Below are 23,579 nucleotides of genomic sequence, written 5' to 3'. Positions count from 1 at the left end.
CACGCACCTGCCCTTGAACCGGTCACCACCATGCTGCTCCATATTCCCCAGGTCCTCACCGATGACGAACTGGACCAGGCCCGCGCGCTGCTGGTCGATGCGCCCTGGGTCGACGGCCAGGTCACGGCCGGCGTGCAGTCCGCCCAGGTCAAGAACAACCTGCAACTGCCGCAGGCTCATCCTTTGAGCCATGCCCTGCAGAAGCTCGTGCTGGCCGGCCTGAACCGCCATGCGACCTTCTTCTCGGCGGCCCTGCCCAAGAAGATCTTCCCGCCGCTGTTCAACCGCTACGGCGGGGTGGCCAACGCCTTCGGCAACCACGTCGACAACGCGGTGCGCTTCATCACCAGCGGACCGCAGGCCGGCCAGCGGGTGCGCACCGACCTGAGCAGCACGCTGTTCCTGGCCGATCCGGCCGACTACGACGGCGGCGAGCTGGTGATCGAGGACACCTTCGGCAGTCAGCGCGTCAAGTTGCCAGCCGGCGACCTGGTGCTCTACCCCGGCACCAGCGTCCACCGGGTCGAGCCGGTGACCCGCGGCGCGCGCCTCGCCAGCTTCTTCTGGATCGAGAGCATGGTGCGCAGCGACGAGCAACGCCGCCTGCTCTTCGACATGGACCGCCACCTGATGCACCTGCGCCAAAGCGTCGGCGAGACCGATGCCGGCGTGATCGGCCTGACCGGGACCTATCACAACCTGCTGCGCGGATGGGCCGACACATGAGAACCCGCACCTGGACCGACGCTTGGCCGGGCGCCTGGCCTGACGTGCTCGGCCCGGCACCCCAACGTGCGCTGATCGGTGCCGCGCTGGCCGCTCACCTCGCCGGTGGCTGGGCGCTGTGGCAGGCGCGTGACGAGCCATCGGCGCCCGCGTCGCTCGCCCTGCTGCAGGTCGACTGGATCGAGCCATTGCCGGCGAGGGCTGCGCCCTCTCGGCCCGATCCTCAAACCCGTCCTGAACCCCGTCCTGAACCCCGTGCCCAGACCCCGCCGACACGGCCCGCCGTCGCCCCGAACCGCCCGGTCCAGGCGCCCCCGCCCGTGCTGGCAGCGGCATCGCCCGAGCCTGCAGCGCTGCCACTGGCCCCGGTCGCACCGGTGTCGGTGCGGGTTGCCGTGCCGGAAGCGGTTGCTGCAACTGCCGTGCCTTCAACAGCCGAGGCTTCAACCGAGGCTGCACCAGCGCCTTCACCAGCGCCTTCAACAGCACCGGCCGCAGCGCCCGCCACGTCAACCCACGCGACCACCGCCGCAGCCCCAGCGCCACCGGCAGCGCCCCGCCCGGTCACGCTGAGCGCGACCGACTGGGTCCGCCCGCCCGTCTATGCCTACCCGCGTGAGGCCGTGCGGCGGCGCGAGCAAGGCGTGGTGGCGCTGCGCATCCTGTTCGACACGCAGGGCGTGCCGCGCCGCGTCAGCCTGCTGCGCAGTTCCGGCTCGGCCACGCTGGACGAGGAGGCGCTGGCCAAGGCCCGCGCCGCGCGGGCCCGCCCGCGGCTGCAGGACGGCGTGCCGGTCGAGTTCCTCGCCGACACCGAGGCCGAGTTCAAGGTCTGACCCAAGACCCAAGACCCAAGACCCGATCCCCGATCCCCGATCCCCGATCCCCAAGCACCATTCCTGGAGGGCCCATGACCCCGACGACGATGATCGACAACACCCAGGCGGCCGTGGCCGCCACCCCCGGCCTCGAACCCGGATTCGCCCACTTCATCGGCCAGTCCGACGCCGTTGGCAAGGCCCTGCTGGCCGTGCTGCTGCTCATGTCGGTGGCCTCGTGGGCGCTGATCCTGCTCAAGGGCACCCGCCAGGTGCTGCAACGCCGACGCAGTCAGCGCTTTCTCGACTTCTTCTGGAACGCCCGCTCGCTCGATGCGGTGCAGGACGAGCTGCAGGTCCATGGCGTGCGCGAGCCCTTCGGCCACCTTGCCGCCCATGCCCTGCAGGCGCGTGACCACCATGCGCGCCACGGTGCGGCTCGGCTGGAAGAGGCGGGCTCGGCGCAGGACTTCATCACCCGCACGATCCGCAAGGTGCTCGACGAGGAGGGCACGCGGCTGGAGAACGGCCTGACGCTGCTCGCCACCATCGGCGCAACCGCCCCCTTCGTCGGCCTGTTCGGCACGGTCTGGGGCGTCTACCACGCGCTGCTGGCGATCGGCATGACGGGCGCCGGCTCGCTCGACCAGGTCGCCGGGCCGGTCGGCGAGGCGTTGATCATGACCGGGCTGGGGCTGGCGGTGGCGATCCCGGCGGTCATGGCCTACAACGCCTTCAGCCGCAGCAACCGCGTGCTCAACGGCCGGCTCGATGCCTATGCCTTCGAGCTGCTGACCTTCCTGTCGACCGGCGCGACGCTGCTGCGCGCCGGGCCCGCACCGCGCCCGGGAACTGCGCCGCGCCCGGGGGCTGCGCTGGCTGCGGTCACCGCCGTGGCGGCCTGAGACCGGAGCGCGCCATGGCCTTCGCCACCTTCGACCGCCGCCAGGCCCACGCCCCCGTCGCCGAGATCAACATGGTCCCGCTGATCGACGTGCTGCTGGTCCTGCTGGTGATCTTCATCGTCGCGGCGCCCTTGCTCACGCACAGCGTCAATCTGCGTCTGCCGCAGGCCAGCAGCCAGCCGCAGGACCCGGCGGCCGTCAGCATCGACGTCGCCATCGACGCACAAGGCCAGCGCCACTGGAACGGCGAGCCCGTCAGCCGCACCGAGGCGCAGGCCCGGATGCTGGCCGCCGGATCGCTGGCCACGCCGCCAGCGATCCGCCTGAGCGCCGACCGCGACGTCGCCTACCGACATGTCGCCGAGACGCTTGCCGATGCCGCATCGGCCGGACTGACGCGCATCGGCTTCGTCAGCCAGCCCCAAGGCTCGTCGCTATAGTGCCGTGTGCGCGGGCGTATCGATCCGCCAGTGGAGTGGGTCGATGGTGGAGGGTCACAGGGTTGCAGGCAGCGGGCAGGTGCGCGAGGGATCGCGATGAAGGCCTTGCTGGTCGATGACCACGCGCTGTTTCGAGAAGGTTTCTCGATGCTGATGGCGCAGCGCTTCCCCACGGTCGACCTGATCGCCGCCGCCGACATCGGCGAGGCCAGGCTGGCGCTGGCGTCACACCCCGACATCGAGCTGATCCTGCTGGACCTCGGCCTGCCCGACAGCCAGGGCCTGTCCAGCTTGCAGCGTCTGCTGGTGCAGGCGGGCGAGGTGCCCCTGGTGGTGATGTCGGCCGACGAGCGGCCCGAGACCATCCTCGCGGCGATCGACCAAGGCGCCGCCGGCTTCGTGCCCAAGTCGGCCCGGCTGTCCGAGATCGAGGGCGCCTTGCGCATCGTGCTCGACGGCGGCACCTACCTGCCGCCGGGCATCTACCGCGACCTTGCGCCGGCCCAGGGCGCGGGCCTGGACGCGCAGCAGCTGCGCGAGGCGCGGCTGGAGGCGCTGGCCCTGTCGCCGCGCCAGATCGATGTGCTGCGGCTGCTGGTGCTGGGGCGCTCGACCAAGCTGATCTCGCGCGAGCTTGAACTGGCCGAGTCGACCGTCAAGACCCACCTGCTGGCGCTGTTCCGCAAGCTCGACGTGAGCTCGCGCACCCAGGCCATCGTGGCGGCCGCGCGCATGGGCATCACCTTCGACGAGCGCTGAGGTCCGGCGCCGGCCGGGCGGCATCGGGCCGGTTCGGTGGCGGGTTCCGGACCTGCATCAACATGCCCAGCAGGGCTTCGGCCCGGAACGGCTTGTGCAGCACCGGCAGGCCCTGGGCCTGCAGCCGCGCCAGCTCGGTGCCATCGGTGTCGCCGGTGATGACCAGCACGGGCACCGGGCCGGCATGGCTGCGCAAGGCATCGATCACGTCCATCGCGCTGGCACCGATCAGGCGCTGGTCGGTGACGACGATGTCGATGCCGCTGTGGCCACGCGGGCGCAGCGCCAGCCACTGTCGGAAGCTCGCCAGGCCGGCATGGGCCTGGACCTGCGCGCCCCAGGCCGCCAACCGGGCGGTGACGGCCGAGCGCACCTGCTCGTCGTCATCGACCAGCACGATGCGCCAGTGCCGCAGCGGCTCGCCCGGCCGCGGTGGCGTGACCGGCATCGGCGGCGGGGCGACCGCCTCGTCCAGCGTGATGGTGAAGGCGCTGCCGCGGCCGGGTTCGGAGCGCAGGCTCAGCGGATGAGCCAGCAGCGCGAGCGAGCGGCGCACGATCGCCAGCCCCAGGCCCAGGCCGACGTGGCCGTCGCCGGGGCTGCTGGCGCTCGCATGGCCGCCCTGCACGAACTCCTCGAAGATGCGTTCCTGCTGGTCGGCCGGGATGCCCGGGCCGCTGTCCATCACCCGCAGCTCGACCCGGCCGGCCCGGCGCCGTGCGGCCACCAGCACGCCGCCGCGTTCGGTGTAGCGCAGCGCATTGCCAACCAGGTTGCGCAGGACCTGATCGAGCAGCACCGCGTCGCTGCGCACCGCCAGCCGGGTCGGCCGCAGGCGCAGGCGCAGCTGGCGGCGGGCGGCCGTGTCGTCGGCATGGGGCGCGATCGCGTCGAACAGGCGCTGCAGCTCGACCGTGCCGATGCGCGGCTGGACCGATCCGGCCTCCAGCCGCGACAGGTCCAGCAGGCCCTTGAGCAGCGTCTCCATCGACGCCACCGCGTCGTGCACCCGGTCGATCATGCGGCGCTGGGTCGGCGCCTGTATGTGCTCGCGCAACAGGTCGACCAGCAGGCCGATGGTCACCACCGGCTGGCGCAGGTCGTGGCTGGCGGCGGCCAGGAAACGTGTCTTGCTCTGGTGCGCCAGTTCGAGGGCGCGGGTGCGCTCGGTCACGCGTTCTTCCAGCAGCGCGTTGACCTGCTCGACCTGTTCGAGGCCGCGCACCAGCCGCTGCACGAGGGTGGAGGCGAACACCGCGAAGACCAGCGGCAGCGTCAGCGGCATCCAGTAGCGCGCCATCACCGACAGCGTGCCGCGCCAGGCGAGGTAGTCGTGCATGGCCGAGCCGACCAGCAGCAGCATCAGCAGCAGCGAGGCCAGCGTCTGCCAGCGCCGGCTGGTGCCCTGTTGCCAGGCGTGTTGGGCGACCAGGGCGAGTGGCGGCATCACGGCCAGCAGCACCAGCGGATAGGTCCAGGTGCGCAGCAGATCGGTCCAGCCGAGCACGCTGGCCGGCGCGCCCAGCACCATCAGCGGCAGGCAAAACGCCAGCAGTACCCAGCGCCAGGGATGCTGCGGCCGTTTGGCCAGTGCCAGCGAGAGCAGGCCGAGCAGCAGGGCCGTGAAGACCTGGGAGACATACATCAGGCCGTCGAACCAGACGCCCTGCTGGCTCGAAAAGAGCAGGGCGTAGGCGCTGCCGCGCAGCGAGATCAGCAGCCACAGCAGGCCGAAGCCGGCGCTCAGCGGGTCCTGATGGCGGCGTTGCCAGCCATACAGCAGCAGGAACAGGCCCAGCGCGCCGCCGCCGCCGTTGAGCAGCAGCGGCAGGCTCTGTTCGAGCAGGATCTCGCGCCGGTGGCCCGGCACCAGCTCGGTCATCGGGCCGATCAGCACCAGCGACAGGCCGCCGCGCGTGCTGTGGCGCACGCGGATCTGCAGGTCGTTGTGACCGTCGCGCAGCAGGTCCGGCGGCAGGGCGACCAGCAACGGCGCGCCCCGGCTCAGGGACGGGCGCCCGTCATCGCCCGCATCTCCTGGGCCGACGCCGTCCGGCCCGGTCCTGACGAGCGGCAAGGTGGCGGTGAGCAGGCGGCCGTTGACGCGGATCTCGTGCAGGTCGGCCAGCCGGTCGATGCGCAGCGCCCAGGCCTGTTGCGGCACACCGTCCAGGTTCATCTGCAAGCGGTAGAGGCCCTGACCGCGCGGTGACAGCCGACGGCTCCCCCAGGTGTCGGGCAGTGCCACGACCTCGGGTTCGGCCAACGGGCGGCTTTCGCTCGTGAAGACCGCCTGCGTCAGCCGCAGCGCGGGCGTGGACGGACCGTCTTGCGCCCGCGCCGATCCGGGCAAGGCGCCGCTCAGCAACAGGCCCAGCAGCAGGCTCAGCAGCAGGTGCAGCGGCGGGTGCAGCAAGAACAGCAGGAAGGGGCGGGCAAGCATCGGCGGCGGATGATCGCAGAGCGGTCCGCCAGCCTGCCCGCCGCTCAGCCCGCGCTCACTTCGGGTCGAGCTTGAGGATCCAGCCCACCAGCTTGCGGGCGTCGTCCTTGCCGATCGCGACCGCGTTGGGCGGCATCGCCAGGCCGGAGGCCTTGCCCTTCCAGTGGCTGTCATAGGGGTTGGAGCCCAGCAGCACGGCCTTGGTCAGCGCATCTTCGGCACCCTTCTGGCCCTTGTACTTCAGGGCCACATCGCGCCAGGCCGGGCCGATCGGCGGCAGGCCTTCCGGGCCCTTGGCACCCCGTTCGACGGCGTGGCAGGTGGGGCAGCCGGCCTTGGCGGCGAGCTGGTGCGCGCCGTCATCGTTCAGGCCGGCGGCCGTCGTCGCGGTGGTGGCCAGCAAGAGGGCACCGGTGGCCGCAAATCGGGTGGCCATGCGGGCAGCAAGGTGAGGGGTCGGGGTCATGGATCAGCTCCGTCGTTCAGGGGAATGACGTCAGCTTGGCCCCAGTCCACGCGCCCCGTTTGCGCGGCGTCAAGCGCGACCGGCGTTTTGTCAGCGTGGAACACCTGGACCCCCGCCCTGTGGTGCCGCTGCTGCAGTGCAACACCCGTTTGGAGCGCAGCCATGTGGCGGCTTGGGACAGCGGCCTCGGGGCGCTGCCTCGGGACGCTGCCTCAGCCCTGCCGGTCCAGCAGCATCGCGTCGCCGTAGCTGAAGAAGCGGTAGCGCTGCGCGATCGCGTGGTCGTAGAGCGCGTGCATGCGCGCATGGCCGGCAAAGGCGCTGACCAGCATCAGCAGCGTGCTGCGCGGCAGGTGGAAGTTGGTGACCAGCCGGTCGACCACGCGGAAGGGGAAGCCCGGCGTGATGAAGATGTCCGTCTCGCGCGCGCCAGCCTGCAGCGGCAGGCCTTGTGCGGCGCTGTCTCGGGCGGCCGATTCGAGCGCCCGCAGCGTCGTCGTGCCGACCGCAACAACGCGGCCGCCGCGCGCCCGTGTGGCCTCGATGGCGGCGACGGTCGCCGCTGGCACCTCGAACCACTCGCTGTGCATGCGGTGTTCGGCGATGCGCTCGACCCGCACCGGCTGGAAGGTGCCCGCCCCGACATGCAGCGTCACGCTGGCCCGCTCGATACCACGCTCGGCCAGGGCGGCCAGCACGGCCTCGTCGAAGTGCAAGGCGGCGGTCGGCGCCGCCACCGCACCGGGCGTGCGCGCGAACACGGTCTGGTAGCGGCGCGCGTCCTCGGCATCGTCGGCATGGGTGATGTAGGGCGGCAGGGGGATGTGGCCGCAGCGCTCCAGCAGCGCGAACACGTCCGACGGGAAGCGCAGGTGGAACAGCCCGTTCTCCGGCCCGCAGCGGCCCAGCACCTCGGCGCGGAAGGTCTCGCCCGCATCGCTGCGGAAGACCACGCCCTGACCCGGCTTGGGCGACTTGCTGGCGCGCAGGTGGGCCCAGACCTCGTGCGTGCCCGACGGCCCGACCGGCAGCACGCGCTCGACCAGCGCCTCGACCGAACCGCCCGAATCTTTGGCGCCGTGCAGCCGGGCGCGGATCACCTGGGTGTCGTTGAAGACCAGCAGATCACCCGCCGACAGCAGCCCCGGCAGCTCGCGGAAGATGCGGTCGACCGGCGTCGCGCCCCGGCCGTCCAGCAGCCGCGAGGCGCTGCGCTCGGCGGCGGGATGCTGCGCGATCAGCTCGGGCGGCAGCGCGAAATCGAAGTCGGAAACGGTCAGGTCGCTGGACGGGGGCAGGGTCGGATCGGTCACGGCGTTCGCTTGCGGAAGAAGAGATCGGGCGGCAGAATATAACAAACGTTATAACCGAACCAGACACCCGGAAACGGTCGTGACGTTGGCCCCCACCACCTTGTCAGGAGTCCCGCCATGCATGCACTCAAGCTCACCCAGATCGGCAACTCGGTCGGCGTCATCCTGCCCAAGGAGATGCTGGCGCGGCTCAAGCTGGAGAAGGGCGACACGGTCTATGTCACCGAAGCACCCGATGGCGTCCGCCTGACGCCGCACGATCCCGTCTTCGAAGCCCAGATGAAGGCCGCCCGCGAGGTCATGAAGACCCGCAGGGCTGTGCTTCACGAGCTGGCCAAGTAAGCCATGACCGCCGCCAACCAAGGCTGGGTCTGGCTGGACCCGCACGTGCTGCGCGCCGTTCACGACGAGCAGCTGGCTGAACACGGCGGCGCTGCGGGCGAGCGCGATCCCGGACTGTTCGAGTCCGCGCTGGCCCGCCCGCAGCATCTGGCCGTCTATGGTGAACCCGACGTGGCCGACTTTGCCGCAGCCTACGGCTATGGCATCGCGCGCAACCACCCTTTCATCGACGGCAATAAGCGCACGGCCTTCGTCGCGGTCGAACTGTTCCTGTTCCTCAATGGCGAACAGCTGATCGCCGACGATGCGGCTTGCGTCATCACCATGCTCAAGCTGGCCGCTGGTGACCTGGCCGAGGCGGAGTTCGCGGCTTGGCTACGCGACAACTGCGAGCACCGTGCCGCCTGAGTCCTCCGCCCCCGCACCGGCCGCCGCCAAGCCTCTCAGCGCCCCGCAGCGTGCGCTGCACAAGCTCGGCCTGACGCGCGACATCGACCTCGCGCTGCACCTGCCCTTGCGCTACGAGGACGAGACCCGCCTGACGCCGCTGCTGTCGGCGCACGAGGGCGACACGGTCCACCTCGAAGGCCTGGTCAGCGAGTCACGCATCGAGCTGCGACCGCGTCGCCAGCTGATCGTCAAGCTCAAGCTGATCGATGCGGATGGCGAGGCCGGCCTGCAGGGCCTGATCCTGCGCTTCGTCAACTTCTACCCCTCGCACCAGAAGACGCTGGCCGTGGGCGCCAGGGTGCGGGTGCGCGGCGAGCTGCGGCACGGCTTCTTCGGCCGCGAGATCGTGCACCCGAGCTTTCGCGCCGTGACGCCCGGCGAGCCGATGGCGCAGGCGCTGACCCCCGTCTACCCGACCTCGGCGCAACTGCCGCAGGCCTATTTGCGCAAGGCCGTGGCGGCCGGCCTGTCCCGCGCCCGGCTCGACGAGATCCTGCCGCCCGACGTCCTGCCGCGTGGTGTGCCGACGCTGCGCGAGGCCTTGCAACTGCTCCACCACCCCACGCCCGGCATCGGCCTGCGGGCGCTGGAGGAACGTGAACACCCGGCCTGGCTGCGCATCAAGTTCGAGGAACTGCTGGCCCAGCAGCTCTCGCAGCTCCAGTCGCAGCGCGAACGGGCGCGGCTGCGCGCGCCGGCCCTGACATCGGCCAAGGGCGGTCTGGTCGACCAGCTGCTGGCCGTGCTGCCCTTTCAGCTCACCGGCGCGCAACGCCGCGTCGCCGAGGAAATCGCCACCGACCTCGCCCGCCCGCAGCCCATGCACCGGCTGCTGCAGGGCGACGTCGGCTCCGGCAAGACCGTGGTCGCCGCGCTGGCCGCCGCCGTGGCGATGGATGCCGGCTGGCAATGCGCGCTGATGGCGCCCACCGAGATCCTGGCCGAGCAGCACTTCCGCAAGCTGGTCCAGTGGCTGCAGCCGCTGGGCATCGAGACCGCCTGGCTGACCGGCAGCCGCAAGGGCAAGGCCCGCGCCGCCATGGTCGACCAGGTCGCCAGCGGCGCGGCCAAGCTCGTCGTCGGCACCCATGCGGTGATCCAGGACGACGTGGTCTTCGCCCGCCTCGGCCTGGCCGTCATCGACGAACAGCACCGCTTCGGCGTCGCCCAGCGTCTGGAACTGCGCCGCAAGCTGGCCCAGGAAGCCACCCGCGGCAGCAGCCAGCCTCTGGAGCCGCACCTGCTGATGATGAGCGCCACGCCCATCCCCCGCACCCTGGCCATGACCTACTTCGCCGACCTCGACGTGTCGACGCTCGACGAACTGCCGCCCGGCCGCACGCCCATCGTCACCCGCGTCTTCGCGGCCGACCGGCGCGAGCAGGTCATCGACCGTGTGCGCGACGAGGTCGCCAAGGGCAGCCAGGTCTATTGGGTCGTCCCGCTGATCGAGGAAAGCGAGGCCCTCGACCTGCGCAACGCCACCGAAACCCACGAACAGCTCTGCGCCGCCCTGCCCGGCATCGGCGTGGGCCTGCTGCACGGCCGCATGAAGTCGCCCGACAAGGCCACCGTCATGGCCGACTTCACCGCCAACCGCCTGCAGGTGCTGGTCGCCACCACCGTCATCGAGGTCGGCGTGGACGTGCCCAACGCCAGCGTCATGGTGATCGAACACGCCGAACGCTTCGGCCTCGCCCAACTCCACCAACTCCGCGGCCGCGTCGGCCGAGGCGCACTCGCCAGCGTCTGCGTGCTGCTCTACACCGGCCCCCTCTCCCAAACCGGCCGCGAACGCCTGCGCGCCATGGCCGACACCACCGACGGCTTCGAAATCGCCCGCCGCGACCTCGAAATCCGCGGCCCCGGCGAGTTCATGGGCGCCCGCCAAAGCGGCGACGCCCTCCTGCGCTTCGCCGACCTCGCCCAGGACGGCGACCTGCTGGCCCAAGCCCGAGAGGTGGCGCCTTGGTTGCTGGATGAGCAACCGGCGATTGCGCAGGCGCAGATCAGGAGGTGGTTGGGGGGGAGGATGGAGTTTTTGAAGGCGTGAAGCGGTCGTCGCCGAGGCGAATCGCGTCCGGACATGAATAATATTTATGATGACGAAAGTTGGTTCATTCTCTAATCTGATTAATCCAGTCGTTAGGCGGTTTCAATGAGTATCCGCTTCTCCGCAGGGAAGTCCTTAAGGCCTACATTTCTCGATATATCAATGATGGCCGCTGCCATTCCTCGCAATTTCTGCCTGACCCCTTGAAACTCAAGCCAGGTCATTCCTGGCGGGGGATTAATAGAATATATTCCATCCCAAGATCGAACTTTGTTAATGGCCCCCTCCAAGGCGGCGCATTCGCCACTCTCGTAATCGTCAAGTAGCTCCTGGCGTGCGCTCATCAAAGTTCTACCTGATTCTTTTCCAAGGAGAGTGCACAGGCTCCTGATCTCCCTCAACGTCAAGAGAAGCAATTTTGCATCGAAAGGTATTTCGTTGCCCTTGCTAATAATTTTTGATTCAATAAGTTGAATTCTCTCGCCGGAATTAAATGGCAGGTCGTATGAATCAACAACTCGAAGTGCAAGGGTGGATCGCAGTACGTATTCAGCGAATAAGTCATCTGTTACGCAGGATTTCTCCTTGAACTCCCAAAGTAAGTATGTGTATGCCGGGGCTTCCTCAAAGAAGTGCGGCATTCCAACGCCTTCGGGTATATAACAAGACTTGCTGACCTGCATTCCAATATTTGAATAGTCGATCAAAAGCTGCTTTCGTCGCACTTGTGTCTCAGGCGGGATTGAGTTGAACAATGGCTTCCCGTCAAGTAGCTCGATATATTTTCTTGAGACCAGTTTATGGTAGGCCTCCCAGGCCGGCCATTCGATTTGATTTGTGATCAACAATCTAAAAATCAACCACAGCTCACTGTCCGATTGATTTTTTCCAACAAGAATGTTACGAAGTTCCTCGGTAAAGGTTGCCATATCGTATGAATTCGGTTCCACGCGAATTCCATATTTTCCGCGCAATGGAATAAAAACGTTGAATCTTGCAAGGGATTTATCGTAAGACATTTTCGTCAATGAGGATATCAGATCTTGGTGAGTATTACGGGTGTCTAGTGTGCTGCAGGCAATTATTTATTGCCCCAAAGAAACCCGGTGAAATTATCTGAGTCAACAAGCCTTAGTCGTTGCTTTTCCGTATATTCTGTGCTGCGTTGCTGAAACCATATCCTTCTGCGTTCGAACGGAGACCAGCTGCTGTGCTGAATTACTACGTCAATGCTTGAGCCGGAAATCCAGAAGCCTTCGTCGTCAGCTTTGATTGTTCCAAACGCGCAGGAGACACTGTCCCCGTTCTGAAGCAGTTCGACAGCGGGCTTCATGACGAAGCAAGATGGCCATCTACGCTTGTTTCCGAAAGTTGCGTCTTTTCCTAAAGAGCTCACAAGTGACGAGTGTTGGGCGGAGACTTCAATTGAAACAATATCACGATACATTCGACCTATTGACGTCAATCCTATTCCATCTCCTCACAAGTGCGCAACTACCGAATCTACTTTTTGGATGGCTTTCACGATTCAGGACGTTCACTTCGCTCTGGGGCGTCTACACCTCTGCCGCCGCGCCATGCCTGCCCCATCGGCCAGTCTTTGAGACAATCGCTGCATGAAACGAGCAAGACTCGGCCTCGGTCTGTCGACCAAACGCACGTGCCGCCGTGAGTTCCTTTGCGAGACCTGATTAGTCGTGATCTTCAGCCTCCCATCGAATCTGCCGTTAGCGTGCTGGCGACGAGGTCGCGGCGTGGCCGATGAGGCCGTCCAGAAGCTGTCACAGATCGAAGCGTCGGTTGAATCAGTAGGCGAAGGCGCCCAGGTAGGCGTGGGCGTGCTTGCGGAACTTGAAGGCCTTGTAGGCGCCGTTGATGAGCGTCTTGAGATTGCCCAGCACGGTATTGACCCAGGTGAACTGCGGCAACTCGCGTGGCTTGCGCCGGCCCACCACGACGTAGGAATGCGCGCAGCCTGCGTCGACCACGCCCGCAAAACACGGCAGCCCGTCGCTGCGCATATCGCTGCCTGGCGTCAGGTTGATTCGCGCCCAAACGGTGATCGCGGCGCTGGAGAAGGTCGACACCGGCGTGACCTTCACGCGCATCGGATGTCCCTTCGAGTTCGTCGATACCGCTGCCACGACGGGCACCTTGTTGGGCGAACCGCGACCGCCCACGCCGGGGCGCTCGCCGCCGAGATTGGCGTCATCCATTTGAATCTGCCCGTACAGAGGCTCTTCGGCGTCGACCTTGGCCATGGCCAGCATCACCATGTGATGAATCAGCCAGGCGGTGTGGTAACTCGTGCCGAGTTGGCGCATCAGGGCCAAGGCAGAGAGGCCCGTCTTGGCTTGACTGAGCAGAAAGATCGCCAGAAACCACGTCCGCAGCGGCAGCTTGGTGCTGTCCATCAGGGGGCCGGCGGTCAAAGAGGGTTGGTGCCGACAGCCTCGGCACTGGAACAACTTGCGGGCGCCGTGACTGACCACGTAATGCTCGGCCGCGCCACAACTCGGGCAGCGAAAGCCGTCGGGCCAACGGTTCGAGACGAGCGCTTGCGCACACTGGTCTTTGCTTCCATAGCGCAACAGGAAGTCGGTCAGCGACACGCTCTTCTGGAACTGGATCTGGTTCATGGCCATCGTCGCGTCTCCTGCTTGGGTAACGTTCACGATAGGGGCCGGGTGGCTCAGGTGATAAGCCTGGCTGAGGCTGGTGACGAATCAGGTGGGCTCACGGACATCGATGCAAACGTAAGCGGCCTGATCCTTATCGGTAGGCGCTCGGCCATCGATCCCGAGACAAATTCTCGACGGAGACAGTTGGTCCAAGATCTCAACATCGAAATACATTCGTTCGACTATCTCCTTCAGTCTCTAAAAGGCCGCTTGGTATCCTTCAAGAAGATTCCCGAGCAGAAGGAGAGCGAATGAAGCACAACCCTGCGGTCCACCGGACGCTGCGCGATAAAGCCGCGCAGCGCCAGCGACCTCCACGTTGGACCGCATGAACCACGCTCCAGATCCACCTACTCTGTTTATGGACACCCAGGCGCTCATTTACGCCCTGGAGAAGGGGGACGATACATGGCTTCGCTTCCTGGAGTCCCGCCTGAATGCTGGGTTCCGGCTTGTCCTCTCCGAACAGATCCTGCACGAGTTCGCCAAGACAGGTGTGCTTCAAGACGCTCTTGAACTGACAAAGCGAGCTGTCGCCCTCGAGCCGCTGTGGCTTCGCTCATTCGCAGATCTTGAAGCTGAGGAACTCTGCCTGTTCTACGCGTCGGCGCCGAGTAAACAGATTCGGAAAGTAGAGCCAGTCTTTGTTAGGACCTTTCGCGAAGTCTCACAACTCAACGAGAAGTACGGGCTTACTGCGGAGGAGTTCGTCGAATTCGCATTTGACCCAAAGGCCAAGGACGGACTTGCTGAGCTGGCCAAACGGCACGCAGAAGCGCTCAACTACCTTTCTCGCGCGGTTGCGGACGGTAGACTGACCGAGGAGGTCACTGCCAAGGTTCGCCGAACCAAGGTCAGCTCGCTACTCTCTCGCGGAAGTGACTTGGTTGCACCTTTGGATGGTGCGAACCTAGACACTGCCGCAAAGTTCTGTGTCAAAAACCATAAGTGGCTGATGCGTGAATGCCCAGCCTATGCGACAGAGCACTACTTGGCCAACTACCGTACATCGAACCCAGACAGAAATGCCCGCGTCTCTGATTCCATGGATCTTCTTTTGGCGACTGCGGCGTTCCCATATGTCTCGACCTTCATCACGAACGACGGCTTCCTTCATGGCGCACTTACCCACGTTCAGAAGCACCTGCCGCACATCTCTACCGAACTCTTGCGGCGCCCCCCAAATGCGGCCTAACCGCTTTACAAGCACTCGCCCGCGCTCCGCCACTTCCGTGGCATGCATTTGATCTCCTGACGACCTCTTCAAGATGTGCGCATTGAGTCAACATCACGATCAGGAGCAGACTGCCCATCTACAAACAGCCTTGTGCGCCGCGACATGGCGCTGACCCAGATGCGAACCGCTCAGCAGGCGTCAATCATGAAAACTGAGCGCTACACGCTGTTTACTGCTGTTGCCCAGTTTCAAACGCCGGCGCGTATAGCCTCGGTTTCTTGTCGCTGCATGTCGCTCAGGTCGCTGTAGGTTTTGGTTTGCCCGCCAAGGAATTGCAGCCCAGTTTTGTGCGTACCCCGGAATTTAAGTGGACAGCCTCTGGTGGTTGCAATTTGTATGAGTTTGGCTTCAGGGCGAAGCCCGCAACACACGTCGCTTGACGATCGCCATGCACATCCGCCCAGCCGCCCCCCAAGACGCCCCAGAAATCAGCCAACTGATCTCCAGCGTCGCGCACTTCTTTACCTTGGATCCGAGTGGCAAAGGTGCGGAGCGCTTCATGGTGAGCATCGGGGCCGAGGCTATCGGCGGCTACATCCGCAGTCCTGACTTCTATTACGTTGTGGCGACTCGCGGTGCTACGCTGGCGGGCGTGGCGGCGCTTCGGGATGGGCGGCATTTGTTCCACCTCTTTGTGGCGCCTGAATTTCAGAAGCACGGCTTGGCTCGGAAACTCTGGTTGGCGTTGAAGTCCAGGGCGGCGCGAGGTGTCGAGGTATTCACCGTGAATTCGACGCCGTTTGCGGTGCTGGTCTATGAGCGGCTTGGTTTTGTGGTTGCTGGACCGAAGGTGGAAACGAATGGCATTGCATTTGTTCCCATGACGTTGTCGCCCAAGGCTGTGGCGGGTTGATGATTCTTGCAACGCTGATCCAGACCGGAGCCTTCATGTCCTTCAGTCACCAGACTTTTACACCACCCGATTACCACAAAGAGCAATCCAGTGACTATTTCCCTGCGCACCTGCCTCTGGTTCCGTGACGGTCGAGGCCGGGAGGCCGCCGAGTTTTATTGCGGGTTGATTCCGGGGAGCCGGGTCGAAGCGGCCTTTGATATTTCTGGGGACGGTACTTCGTGGGTCATCGATTTCACGCTGGGCGGCGTGCCCTATCAGATCCTGGATGCGGGGCCGATGTTCACGCTCAGTGAGGCGGTGTCGATTTCGGTCGAGACCGATGATCAGGCGGAAACCGACAGGCTTTGGGTGGCGCTCACCTCCAACGGCGGGGAAGAGGGCCACTGCGGTTGGCTGAAGGACCGCTATGGGGTGTCGTGGCAGGTGTTTCCCCGTCGCTTGACCGAATTGACCTTGAGGGCCGACAGGGCCGTGGCTGCCAAGGCGATCGCGGCGATGATGCTGCAGAAGAAGATCGACATCGCCGCCATCGAGGCGGCGGTGGCTGCTTGACGGGCGACGGCGCCAAGGATTCAATCAGGCCGATTCGACCGGGTTCCGTTCACGTGCCATCGGTCGTCCAGGCGGCGCCATCCGGCGTCGTGACATTTTCGGGTCGGCCCGGCCGGCCTCAACCCCCACACGTCATGGAGATTCTGATGGAACCCAGGTTTGTCGATCGTGCCCCGCTGCAGGTCACCGGCATGAAGATCATCACGAAGCCCATGTCGCCGGAAATCCCGCAGCTCTGGCCACGATTTGTGAGCCGGATTGAAGAGATTGATGCCATTCTGGAACCGGAGGTCAGCTACGGCGTCATGGAGATGCTGTCTGGAGAACCTGGCGGATTGAGCTATCTGGCCGCAGTCTCGGTCGCGCACGCCAAGCTCCCACTGCCCGAGGGGATGACGTCTGAAGAGATTCCCGGCGGGCCGTACGCGGTCTTCGAGTTCCCGCTGGCCGACGTGGGGTCCGCCTTCGGCTACATCTTTGAAACCTGGTTGCCGGCATCGGACTATGTGCAGGCCGCGTCGCCGATCTTCGAGCGATACAACGAGAAATTCGATCCCACGTCGCCGTCGTCGCTGGTCGAGGCCTACATCCCGATTCGCCCGCGAAGCAGCGTCGCGTGATCGCTGGTCGGGGAACCCTGACCAGCCTGTGGCGCAACAGGGCTTGCCCCCGGGCGGCTCGATGTGCTCGGTCTTTCCCGATAACCCCACCCCAACCCGAGCACCCACCATGGCCGACCCTGAAAAGCAGATCCTCCGCGCCCTCGACACCTACAAGTCGGCCGTTCTGGCCAAGAACGTCGAGACCTTCATGCACCTCTACGACAAGGACGCGCGGGTGTTCGACACCTGGGGCATCTGGTCCTACGAAGGGGCGGCGGCGTGGCGGGTGGCGGTGGAGGGCTGGTTTGCCTCGCTGGGCAGCGAGACCGTGCGGGTGACGTTCGACGGCGTGAAGATCGTCGGCGACGAGGACTTCGCTTCGGTCAGCGCCTTCGTGCGCTACGCCGCCGTGTCGGCCGAGGGCGTGGAGCTGCGGTCGATGCAGAACCGGATGTCCTGGGCCATGAAGTCCAAGAGCCATGTGCTGCGCATCGTGCACGAGCACACCTCGACGCCGATTGGCTACGAGGACACGAAGGCGATCTTTCAGCGTGATGTGAAGGGCTGAGCGGGCTGGGCGGGCTGGGCGACGGCGGCCGCGCCCTTAAGCATCTCCCGATGCTCCACCCGCAAATACGGCCACAACAGCGCCATCGCCTGCACTGTGCCGCGTGAGATCGCGGCGTCGGCGTTGTCGGGTTCGAGGGCCTGACGCGGGGCGCGCACGTATTCGTAGCTCAGCCAGTAGGTCAGCAGGACGACGATGGACGTGGCCAGGGCGTCGGCGCCGGGCGCGTCCAGGGGCTGGCCGTCGAGGTGGCACAGGGCGGCGACGCGGGCGCGGATCGCGGTGGTCTGGCGTGCCAGGGCGGCTTGGCAGTGCGTTTCGAGCTGGCGGTTGCGGGTCAGCAGGTCGTTCAGGTCGCGGAAGATGAAGCGGTAGTCCCAGGCGAGGCGCAGCAGGGCAGGGACCAGGCGCCAGGCGCCGATGGCGTCGTCGTGGTCGCCGGCCTCGGCCAGGGTGGCGTCGAGCGCCAGTTCGTAGCGTTCGACCAGGGCGTTGACCAGCTCTTCCTTGGCGGGGTAGTGGTAGTAGAGGTTGCCGGGGCTGATGCGCAGTTCGGCGGCGATCACCGTGGTCGACACGTTGGGCTCGCCGTAGCGGTTGAACAGCGCCAGGCTGTGGTCGAGGATGCGCTCGGCCGTGCGGCGTGGCGGCTTGCGCTCGCCGCGGGTCTCGCCATCGAGCGGCATCGGGTCGGTGCGGGTCGGGCGGGAGGTCATCGCAAGGCGGTGGGCGGGCGGATCGTGGGGCAATCTAGCACCGGGTCGGTGCGGCCAGACCGGGGGTTTACGTCGTTCCAGGCGCGGTCTGACCATCAGGCAGCAGTGCCATGGGGCCTGCCTACAATCGCCCGCCGATGAACCCGGCGATTTCCTTCCAGCAGGTCGGTAAGACCTTCCAGACCCCGCGCGGCGCGTTGAACGCGCTGTCCGATGTCTCCTTCGACATCCATCCAGGCGAGTTCTTCGGCCTGCTCGGACCCAACGGCGCGGGCAAGACGACGCTGATATCCATCCTGGCCGGGCTGGCCCGCGCCACCTCCGGGCGGGTCACCGTGCATGGGCATGACGTGGTCGAGGACTACGCCGCCGCGCGCAAGTCGCTCGGCATCGTGCCGCAGGAACTGGTCTTCGATCCCTTCTTCAGCGTGCGCGAGACCCTGCGCATCCAGAGCGGCTACTTCGGCGTGCGCGGCAACGACGCGTGGATCGACGAGCTGCTCGACGGCCTCGGTCTGGCCGACAAGGCCGGCGCCAACATGCGCCAGCTCTCGGGCGGCATGAAGCGCCGGGTGCTGGTCGCCCAGGCGCTGGTACACCGCCCGCCGGTGATCGTGCTGGACGAGCCGACCGCCGGTGTCGACGTTGAACTGCGCCAGACGCTGTGGGGCTTCATCGCCCGCCTGAACCGCGAGGGCCACACCGTCTTGCTGACCACCCACTACCTCGAAGAGGCCGAAGCCCTGTGCGGGCGCATCGCCATGCTCAAGCAGGGCCGGGTGGTCGCGCTGGACCGCACCAGCAACCTGCTGGCCGGCACCGCCAGCACGATGCTGCGCTTCAAGACCGATGACGTCCTGCCGCCCGATCTGGCCGCGCAGGCCCGTGTGACCGGTCGCATCGCCCAGGTCAAGGCGGCCGATGCGGCGGCGGTCGAGGCCGTGCTGGCGCGGCTGCGTGCGGCCGGCATCAAGGTCGAGGACCTGGAGATTGGCCGGGCCGACCTGGAGGATGTCTTCCTGGAGATCATGCAAGGGGCAGGATCGACACGACCGACGATCGCCGAGGAGGCCGCATGAAGGACCCCGTGAGCCCCACCCACCTGCTGTCCGGTGCCCGCACGCTGTTCTACAAGGAGGTGCTGCGCTTCTGGAAGGTCAGCTTCCAGACCGTGGCAGCGCCGGTCCTGACGGCCATGCTCTATCTGCTGATCTTCGGCCATGTGCTGGAGGACCATGTGCAGGTCTATGAGCAGGTCGGCTACAGCAGCTTCCTGATCCCCGGCCTGGTGATGATGAGCGTGTTGCAGAACGCCTTCGCCAACAGCTCGTCCAGCCTCATCCAGAGCAAGATCACCGGCAACCTGGTGTTCCTGCTGGTGACGCCGCTGAGCCACTGGGCGTGGTTCGTGGCTTATGTCGGTGCCTCGGTCGTGCGTGGCCTGGCGGTGGGCGCGGGTGTGTTGCTGGTGACGGTCTGGTTCGCGCCGCCCGGTCTGGCGCAGCCGCTTTGGGCGCTGGTCTTCGCGATCCTGGGCGCCGCGCTGATGGGCACGCTGGGCCTGATCGCCGGTCTGTGGGCCGAGAAGTTCGATCAGATGGCGGCCTTCCAGAACTTCATCGTCATGCCGATGACCTTCCTGGCCGGCGTCTTCTATTCGATCCACAGCCTGCCGGCCTTCTGGCAGGCGGCCAGCCACCTGAACCCGTTCTTCTACATGATCGACGGCTTCCGCCACGGCTTCTTCGGCGTCAGCGATGTCTCTCCCTGGCTCAGCCTGGCGGTGGTCGGCGGCAGCCTGGCGATCGTCTCGACCATCTGTCTGCGGCTGCTGGCAAGTGGCTATAAGTTGAGGCATTGAGGCCTGGGCGAAGTCGATCGCGCCCGGCCCTTCGCGGCCGAGGCGCGCGGAGCGGCCGGTACAATTTCCCACCATGGCCGATCCGACACCCCAGCACGTCCAGTCCCTCATTGCCGCCGGCATGTCCTGCGAGCACTTGCAGGTCGAGGGCGACGGCCGACATTTCTTCGCCACCATCGTCTCGACGCAGTTCGAGGGCCTGAGCCGCATCCGCCGCCATCAGGCTGTCTACGCGGTGCTGGGCGAGCGCATGCGCGAGGAGATCCACGCGCTGTCGATGAAGACGCTCACGCCGGCCGAATGGGCCGTCGCCGCGTCGACGCCCCAAGGCTGATCCGGCCCGGCAGCGCGGCGTCCTTGTGACTGCTGCTGCGCCGGTCTTCCACTTCCCAACGTCGAACCCGCCGATCCTGTTGTCTCGGTCTGCCGCGCCTTCTGCCACGGCCTGCCGTTGACGCCCGATCCCGCTGACGCCTCACGCACCGCACGCCCATGGACAAGCTCGTGATCCGCGGTGGCCGCACCCTGCAGGGTGAGGTCACCATCTCCGGCGCCAAGAACGCCGCCCTGCCCGAACTCTGTGCCGCGCTGCTCTGCCCGGAGGCGATGACGCTGGCCAACGTGCCGCGTCTGCAGGACGTCTCGACGACGCTGAAGGTGCTGCGCCACCTGGGCGTGAAGGCCGATCGCAGCGAGGCTTTGCCCGATCAGGTCGTGCTCGACGCGAGCGAGATCGTGACCCGCGAGGCGCCCTACGACCTGGTCAAGACCATGCGGGCGTCCATCCTCGTGCTGGGCCCGCTGCTGGCGCGTTTTGGCGAGGCGCGGGTGTCGTTGCCGGGCGGTTGTGCGATCGGCTCGCGGCCGGTCGACCAGCACATTAAGGGCCTGCAGGCCATGGGCGCGCAGATCGTCGTCGAACACGGCTACATCGTCGCCCGCGCCGAACGCCTGAAGGGCGCGCGCATCACCACCGACATGGTCACCGTGACCGGCACCGAGAACCTGCTGATGGCCGCCACGCTGGCCGATGGCGAGACGGTGCTGGAGAACGCCGCGCAGGAGCCTGAGGTCACCGACTTGGCCGACCTGCTGGTGGCGATGGGCGCGCGCATCGAAGGGCAGGGCACGCACCGCATCCGCATCCAGGGCGTTGACCGCCTGCACGCGCCGGTGCGGCCGCACGAGATCATTGCCGACCGCATCGAGACCGGCACCTTCCTGTGCGCGGTGGCCGCCGCCGGCGGTGATGTGACGCTGCGCCGCACGCGTGCCGATCACCTCGACGTGGTGCTCGACAAGCTGCGCGAGGCCGGCGTGCAGATCGACGCTGGCCCGGACTGGATCCGCGTGCGCGCCAGCGGCCGGCCCAAGGGCATCAGCCTGCGCACCAGCGAGTACCCGGCCTTCCCGACCGACATGCAGGCGCAGTTCATGGCGCTGAACTGCATCGCGCAAGGCACGTCGCGGGTGACCGAGACGATCTTCGAGAACCGCTTCATGCACGTCAACGAGCTGGTTCGGCTGGGCGCGCACATCGCGGTGGACGGCCACACGGCGATCGTCGAAGGCATCGAGCGCCTGTCTGGCGCGACCGTCATGGCGACCGACCTGCGCGCCTCGGCCAGCCTGGTCATCGCCGGCCTGGTGGCCGAGGGCGAGACCTGCGTCGACCGCATCTACCACCTCGACCGCGGCTACGACCGGATGGAAGAGAAGCTGCGCGGCATCGGTGCCGACATCGAAAGAACCCGGTGAGCGCGATGAGCGACGTGAGCGACGTGAACGAGATGAACGACACCATCACGCTGGCCCTGTCCAAGGGCCGCATCTTCGAGGAGACCCTGCCGCTGCTGGCCGCCGCCGGCATCGAGGTCACCGAGGACCCGGACAAGAGCCGCAAGCTGATCCTGGCGACCAACCGGCCGGACGTGCGCGTCGTGCTGGTGCGCGCCACGGATGTGCCGACCTATGTCCAGCACGGCGGTGCCGATCTGGGTGTGGCCGGCAAGGACGTGCTGCTCGAACACGGCGGCGAGGGCCTGTTCCAGCCGCTGGACCTGAAGATCGCGCGCTGCCGCATGAGCGTGGCCACGCGCGACGACTTCGACTACGACAGCGCCGTGCGCCAGGGCTCGCGCATCCGCGTGGCCACCAAGTACACCGAGATCGCCCGCCGCCACTTCGCCGACAAGGGCGTGCACGTCGACCTGATCAAGCTCTACGGCTCGATGGAGCTGGCGCCGCTGACGGGTCTGGCCGATGCCATCGTGGACCTGGTCTCGACCGGCAGCACGCTCAAGGCCAACCGGCTGCGCGAGGTCGAACCCTTCCTGGAAATCTCCTCGCGCCTGGTCGTCAACCAGGCCGCCCTCAAGCTCAAGCGCGATCGCCTGCGCCCGATGATCGACGCCTTCGCGGCGGCGGTTGCGGCGCGCGGCTGATCCTCCCAACGATCCGACCTTCGAAGCCGACATGTCCATCGCTGTTCGTCACCTCGACACCTCGTCCGCCACGTTCGAAGCCGACTTCCAGCGCGTGCTGCACTGGTCGGCCGAGACCGATGCCGAGATCGAGACCCGCGTGGCCGACATCCTGGCCGATGTGAAGGCACGCGGCGACGCAGCGGTGCTGGCCAACACGGCCCGCTTTGATCGCCTCGACGTGGCCGACATGGCCGCGCTGGAGCTGACCCGCGACGAGCTGAAGGCCGCCTTCGACGCCATCACGCCGGCCCAGCGCCATGCGCTGGAGACCGCCGCCCGGCGGGTGCGCAGCTACCACGAACGCCAGCTGCAGGCCTGCGGGCTGAGCTGGCGCTACCACGACGAGGACGGCACGCTGCTGGGCCAGAAGGTCACGCCGCTGGACCGTGTCGGCATCTATGTGCCGGGCGGCAAGGCGGCCTATCCGTCGAGCGTGCTGATGAACGCGCTGCCCGCCCATGTGGCCGGTGTCGGCGAGATCATCATGGTCGTGCCCACGCCGGGTGGCGAGCGCAACCCGCTGGTGCTGGCGGCCGCCTATGTGGCCGGCGTCAGCCGGGCCTTCACGATCGGTGGCGCGCAGGCGATCGCTGCGCTGGCCTATGGCACCGATCGCATCCCGCGCGTGGACAAGATCACCGGCCCGGGCAATGCCTATGTGGCGAGCGCCAAGCGGCGCGTGTTCGGCCAGGTCGGCATCGACATGATTGCCGGCCCGAGCGAGATCCTGGTGCTGGCCGACGGCACGACGCCGCCGGACTGGGTCGCGATGGACCTGTTCAGCCAGGCCGAACACGACGAGCTGGCGCAGAGCATCCTGCTGTGCCCGGATGTCGCCTACCTCGACGCGGTGCATGCCGCGATGGACCGCCTGATCGACGCCATGCCGCGCCGCCAGGTGATTCGCGCGTCGCTGGAAGGGCGCGGCGCGCTGATCCACACGCGTTCGATGGAAGAGGCGTGCGAGATCAGCAACCGCATCGCGCCCGAGCACCTCGAGGTCAGCTCGGCCGACCCGCACCGCTGGGAGCCGCTGCTGCGCCACGCCGGGGCGATCTTCCTGGGCGCCTACACCAGCGAAAGCCTGGGCGACTACTGCGCCGGACCGAACCATGTGCTGCCGACCTCCGGCACCGCGCGCTTCTCCTCGCCGCTGGGCGTCTACGACTTCCAGAAGCGCAGCAGCCTGATCGAGGTCAGCCAAGCCGGCGCCCAGCAGCTGGGCCCGATCGCGGCCGAGCTGGCCTACGGCGAAGGCCTGCAGGCACATGCGCAGGCGGCCGAGTTCCGCCTCCAGCGTTGACC

Annotated in this window: 24 protein-coding genes and 1 pseudogene; 19 read left to right on the top strand and 6 right to left on the bottom strand. The window is 66.6% G+C overall.

The genetic code is table 11. The features are described from left to right. The first annotated feature begins 30 nt into the window (after window positions 1-30). The 5 genes from EV685_RS03645 (at window position 31) to EV685_RS03625 (ending at window position 3,648) form a co-directional block, all read left to right on the top strand. On the top strand, window positions 31-726 hold the full coding sequence (locus EV685_RS03645) for a Fe2+-dependent dioxygenase (protein WP_130480587.1): 696 nt from the start codon (window positions 31-33) through the stop codon (window positions 724-726). After that, the gene (locus EV685_RS03640) at window positions 723-1,562 is read left to right on the top strand and encodes a TonB family protein (RefSeq protein WP_130480586.1); all 840 of its coding nucleotides are present in this window, start codon (window positions 723-725) and stop codon (window positions 1,560-1,562) included. Before EV685_RS03645 ends, EV685_RS03640 begins: the two co-directional genes overlap by 4 nt. A gap of 74 nt (window positions 1,563-1,636) precedes the next feature. Next, complete coding sequence (locus EV685_RS03635) at window positions 1,637-2,449, top strand: MotA/TolQ/ExbB proton channel family protein (RefSeq protein ID WP_130480585.1); 813 nt, start codon at window positions 1,637-1,639, stop codon at window positions 2,447-2,449. 14 nt (window positions 2,450-2,463) lie between these two features. Then, window positions 2,464-2,889, top strand: coding sequence for an ExbD/TolR family protein (locus EV685_RS03630; RefSeq protein ID WP_130480584.1), 426 nt, complete (start codon window positions 2,464-2,466; stop codon window positions 2,887-2,889). A 96-nt stretch (window positions 2,890-2,985) separates the two neighbouring features. Next, window positions 2,986-3,648, top strand: a complete 663-nt coding sequence (locus EV685_RS03625) for a LuxR C-terminal-related transcriptional regulator (RefSeq protein WP_130480583.1) — start codon at window positions 2,986-2,988, stop codon at window positions 3,646-3,648. Here the strand turns inward: EV685_RS03625 and EV685_RS03620 are convergent. The 3 genes from EV685_RS03620 to queA all read right to left on the bottom strand — a co-directional run bounded on the left by EV685_RS03620 (window position 3,629) and on the right by queA (window position 7,870). Continuing rightward, window positions 3,629-6,091 carry an ATP-binding response regulator gene (locus tag EV685_RS03620; RefSeq protein WP_130480582.1) on the bottom strand — a complete coding sequence of 821 codons (2,463 nt, stop codon included), beginning with the start codon at window positions 6,089-6,091 and terminating at the stop codon, window positions 3,629-3,631. The two genes, EV685_RS03625 and EV685_RS03620, sit on opposite strands and share 20 nt — an antisense overlap. Window positions 6,092-6,146: 55 nt before the next feature. Continuing rightward, entirely contained in the window at window positions 6,147-6,557 is a 411-nt protein-coding gene (locus EV685_RS03615) for a c-type cytochrome (protein ID WP_242615401.1), read from the bottom strand. A 212-nt stretch (window positions 6,558-6,769) separates the two neighbouring features. Continuing rightward, window positions 6,770-7,870: a tRNA preQ1(34) S-adenosylmethionine ribosyltransferase-isomerase QueA gene (queA, locus tag EV685_RS03610; RefSeq protein ID WP_242615400.1), complete on the bottom strand. Its 1,101-nt coding sequence runs from the start codon at window positions 7,868-7,870 to the stop codon at window positions 6,770-6,772. A gap of 117 nt (window positions 7,871-7,987) precedes the next feature. Between queA and EV685_RS03605 the strand changes: the two genes are divergently transcribed. From EV685_RS03605 to recG, 3 genes are read left to right on the top strand one after another with little or no spacing between them, the layout of a single operon-like run. After that, window positions 7,988-8,212, top strand: coding sequence for an AbrB/MazE/SpoVT family DNA-binding domain-containing protein (locus EV685_RS03605; RefSeq protein WP_130480581.1), 225 nt, complete (start codon window positions 7,988-7,990; stop codon window positions 8,210-8,212). 3 nt (window positions 8,213-8,215) lie between these two features. Beyond that, the gene (locus EV685_RS03600; RefSeq protein ID WP_130480580.1) at window positions 8,216-8,620 is read left to right on the top strand and encodes a type II toxin-antitoxin system death-on-curing family toxin; all 405 of its coding nucleotides are present in this window, start codon (window positions 8,216-8,218) and stop codon (window positions 8,618-8,620) included. Continuing rightward, window positions 8,517-10,715 (top strand): ATP-dependent DNA helicase RecG, encoded by a 2,199-nt coding sequence (gene recG, locus EV685_RS03595; RefSeq protein ID WP_130480579.1) that lies wholly within the window; start codon window positions 8,517-8,519, stop codon window positions 10,713-10,715. The genes EV685_RS03600 and recG overlap by 104 nt, the downstream gene beginning before the upstream one ends. 92 nt (window positions 10,716-10,807) lie before the next feature. Here the strand turns inward: recG and EV685_RS03590 are convergent, their stop codons facing one another. Together EV685_RS03590 and EV685_RS03585 are read right to left on the bottom strand one after the other, a co-directional pair. Then, entirely contained in the window at window positions 10,808-11,734 is a 927-nt protein-coding gene (locus tag EV685_RS03590) for a hypothetical protein (RefSeq protein WP_130480578.1), read from the bottom strand. Between the two features lie 789 nt (window positions 11,735-12,523). Continuing rightward, window positions 12,524-13,360 (bottom strand): annotated as a pseudogene (locus EV685_RS03585) (IS1595 family transposase); the annotation flags it as partial. Between the two features lie 364 nt (window positions 13,361-13,724). Between EV685_RS03585 and EV685_RS03580 the strand changes: the two are divergent. From EV685_RS03580 to EV685_RS03560, 5 genes are all read left to right on the top strand, one after another. Continuing rightward, window positions 13,725-14,591 carry a hypothetical protein gene (locus EV685_RS03580; protein ID WP_130480576.1) on the top strand — a complete coding sequence of 289 codons (867 nt, stop codon included), beginning with the start codon at window positions 13,725-13,727 and terminating at the stop codon, window positions 14,589-14,591. Window positions 14,592-15,009: 418 nt separating this feature from the next. After that, the gene (locus tag EV685_RS03575) at window positions 15,010-15,486 is read left to right on the top strand and encodes a GNAT family N-acetyltransferase (protein WP_242615398.1); all 477 of its coding nucleotides are present in this window, start codon (window positions 15,010-15,012) and stop codon (window positions 15,484-15,486) included. A gap of 90 nt (window positions 15,487-15,576) precedes the next feature. Continuing rightward, window positions 15,577-16,041: a VOC family protein gene (locus EV685_RS03570; protein ID WP_130480575.1), complete on the top strand. Its 465-nt coding sequence runs from the start codon at window positions 15,577-15,579 to the stop codon at window positions 16,039-16,041. Window positions 16,042-16,175: 134 nt separating this feature from the next. Next, window positions 16,176-16,661 (top strand): GyrI-like domain-containing protein, encoded by a 486-nt coding sequence (locus EV685_RS03565; RefSeq protein ID WP_130480574.1) that lies wholly within the window; start codon window positions 16,176-16,178, stop codon window positions 16,659-16,661. A gap of 109 nt (window positions 16,662-16,770) precedes the next feature. Further along, a complete protein-coding gene (locus tag EV685_RS03560) occupies window positions 16,771-17,211 on the top strand; it encodes a YybH family protein (protein ID WP_165396701.1) in 441 nt (146 codons plus the stop codon). Here EV685_RS03560 and EV685_RS03555 read toward each other — a convergent pair. After that, window positions 17,190-17,927, bottom strand: coding sequence for a TetR/AcrR family transcriptional regulator (locus EV685_RS03555; RefSeq protein ID WP_242615397.1), 738 nt, complete (start codon window positions 17,925-17,927; stop codon window positions 17,190-17,192). The genes EV685_RS03560 and EV685_RS03555 overlap by 22 nt on opposite strands. A gap of 137 nt (window positions 17,928-18,064) precedes the next feature. Between EV685_RS03555 and EV685_RS03550 the strand changes: the two genes are divergently transcribed. The 6 genes from EV685_RS03550 to hisD all read left to right on the top strand — a co-directional run bounded on the left by EV685_RS03550 (window position 18,065) and on the right by hisD (window position 23,577). Continuing rightward, on the top strand, window positions 18,065-19,006 hold the full coding sequence (locus EV685_RS03550; RefSeq protein ID WP_130480572.1) for an ABC transporter ATP-binding protein: 942 nt from the start codon (window positions 18,065-18,067) through the stop codon (window positions 19,004-19,006). Further along, the gene (locus EV685_RS03545; protein ID WP_130480571.1) at window positions 19,003-19,788 is read left to right on the top strand and encodes an ABC transporter permease; all 786 of its coding nucleotides are present in this window, start codon (window positions 19,003-19,005) and stop codon (window positions 19,786-19,788) included. The genes EV685_RS03550 and EV685_RS03545 overlap by 4 nt, the downstream gene beginning before the upstream one ends. Window positions 19,789-19,861: 73 nt before the next feature. Next, window positions 19,862-20,122 (top strand): BolA family protein, encoded by a 261-nt coding sequence (locus EV685_RS03540; protein ID WP_130480570.1) that lies wholly within the window; start codon window positions 19,862-19,864, stop codon window positions 20,120-20,122. Between the two features lie 158 nt (window positions 20,123-20,280). Next, window positions 20,281-21,546, top strand: a complete 1,266-nt coding sequence (gene murA / locus EV685_RS03535) for a UDP-N-acetylglucosamine 1-carboxyvinyltransferase (RefSeq protein WP_130480569.1) — start codon at window positions 20,281-20,283, stop codon at window positions 21,544-21,546. Window positions 21,547-21,551: 5 nt separating this feature from the next. Then, window positions 21,552-22,232, top strand: coding sequence for an ATP phosphoribosyltransferase (gene hisG / locus EV685_RS03530; RefSeq protein WP_242615396.1), 681 nt, complete (start codon window positions 21,552-21,554; stop codon window positions 22,230-22,232). Between the two features lie 31 nt (window positions 22,233-22,263). Then, complete coding sequence (gene hisD, locus EV685_RS03525; protein WP_130480568.1) at window positions 22,264-23,577, top strand: histidinol dehydrogenase; 1,314 nt, start codon at window positions 22,264-22,266, stop codon at window positions 23,575-23,577. The last annotated feature ends 2 nt before the right edge of the window (window positions 23,578-23,579 follow it).

This window comes from Sphaerotilus mobilis, assembly GCF_004216565.1.
Lineage (GTDB): Bacteria > Pseudomonadota > Gammaproteobacteria > Burkholderiales > Burkholderiaceae_C > Sphaerotilus > Sphaerotilus mobilis.
The sequence above is the reverse complement of the archived record's forward strand: the minus strand, read 5'-3'. Positions and strand labels throughout refer to the sequence as shown.

What these genes read in the sequence shown, in the direction of transcription:
- EV685_RS03645 (WP_130480587.1), top strand. Translation starts at nt 31, where the DNA reads ATGCTGCTCCATATTCCCCAGGTCCTCACCGATGACGAACTGGACCAG.
- EV685_RS03640 (WP_130480586.1), top strand. Translation starts at nt 723, where the DNA reads ATGAGAACCCGCACCTGGACCGACGCTTGGCCGGGCGCCTGGCCTGAC.
- EV685_RS03635 (WP_130480585.1), top strand. Translation starts at nt 1,637, where the DNA reads ATGACCCCGACGACGATGATCGACAACACCCAGGCGGCCGTGGCCGCC.
- EV685_RS03630 (WP_130480584.1), top strand. Translation starts at nt 2,464, where the DNA reads ATGGCCTTCGCCACCTTCGACCGCCGCCAGGCCCACGCCCCCGTCGCC.
- EV685_RS03625 (WP_130480583.1), top strand. Translation starts at nt 2,986, where the DNA reads ATGAAGGCCTTGCTGGTCGATGACCACGCGCTGTTTCGAGAAGGTTTC.
- EV685_RS03620 (WP_130480582.1), bottom strand. Translation starts at nt 6,091, where the DNA reads ATGCTTGCCCGCCCCTTCCTGCTGTTCTTGCTGCACCCGCCGCTGCAC.
- EV685_RS03615 (WP_242615401.1), bottom strand. Translation starts at nt 6,557, where the DNA reads ATGACCCCGACCCCTCACCTTGCTGCCCGCATGGCCACCCGATTTGCG.
- EV685_RS03605 (WP_130480581.1), top strand. Translation starts at nt 7,988, where the DNA reads ATGCATGCACTCAAGCTCACCCAGATCGGCAACTCGGTCGGCGTCATC.
- EV685_RS03600 (WP_130480580.1), top strand. Translation starts at nt 8,216, where the DNA reads ATGACCGCCGCCAACCAAGGCTGGGTCTGGCTGGACCCGCACGTGCTG.
- recG (WP_130480579.1), top strand. Translation starts at nt 8,517, where the DNA reads ATGCGGCTTGCGTCATCACCATGCTCAAGCTGGCCGCTGGTGACCTGG.
- EV685_RS03590 (WP_130480578.1), bottom strand. Translation starts at nt 11,734, where the DNA reads ATGTCTTACGATAAATCCCTTGCAAGATTCAACGTTTTTATTCCATTG.
- EV685_RS03580 (WP_130480576.1), top strand. Translation starts at nt 13,725, where the DNA reads ATGAACCACGCTCCAGATCCACCTACTCTGTTTATGGACACCCAGGCG.
- EV685_RS03565 (WP_130480574.1), top strand. Translation starts at nt 16,176, where the DNA reads ATGGAGATTCTGATGGAACCCAGGTTTGTCGATCGTGCCCCGCTGCAG.
- EV685_RS03560 (WP_165396701.1), top strand. Translation starts at nt 16,771, where the DNA reads ATGGCCGACCCTGAAAAGCAGATCCTCCGCGCCCTCGACACCTACAAG.
- EV685_RS03555 (WP_242615397.1), bottom strand. Translation starts at nt 17,927, where the DNA reads ATGACCTCCCGCCCGACCCGCACCGACCCGATGCCGCTCGATGGCGAG.
- EV685_RS03550 (WP_130480572.1), top strand. Translation starts at nt 18,065, where the DNA reads ATGAACCCGGCGATTTCCTTCCAGCAGGTCGGTAAGACCTTCCAGACC.
- EV685_RS03545 (WP_130480571.1), top strand. Translation starts at nt 19,003, where the DNA reads ATGAAGGACCCCGTGAGCCCCACCCACCTGCTGTCCGGTGCCCGCACG.
- EV685_RS03540 (WP_130480570.1), top strand. Translation starts at nt 19,862, where the DNA reads ATGGCCGATCCGACACCCCAGCACGTCCAGTCCCTCATTGCCGCCGGC.
- murA (WP_130480569.1), top strand. Translation starts at nt 20,281, where the DNA reads ATGGACAAGCTCGTGATCCGCGGTGGCCGCACCCTGCAGGGTGAGGTC.
- hisG (WP_242615396.1), top strand. Translation starts at nt 21,552, where the DNA reads ATGAGCGACGTGAGCGACGTGAACGAGATGAACGACACCATCACGCTG.
- hisD (WP_130480568.1), top strand. Translation starts at nt 22,264, where the DNA reads ATGTCCATCGCTGTTCGTCACCTCGACACCTCGTCCGCCACGTTCGAA.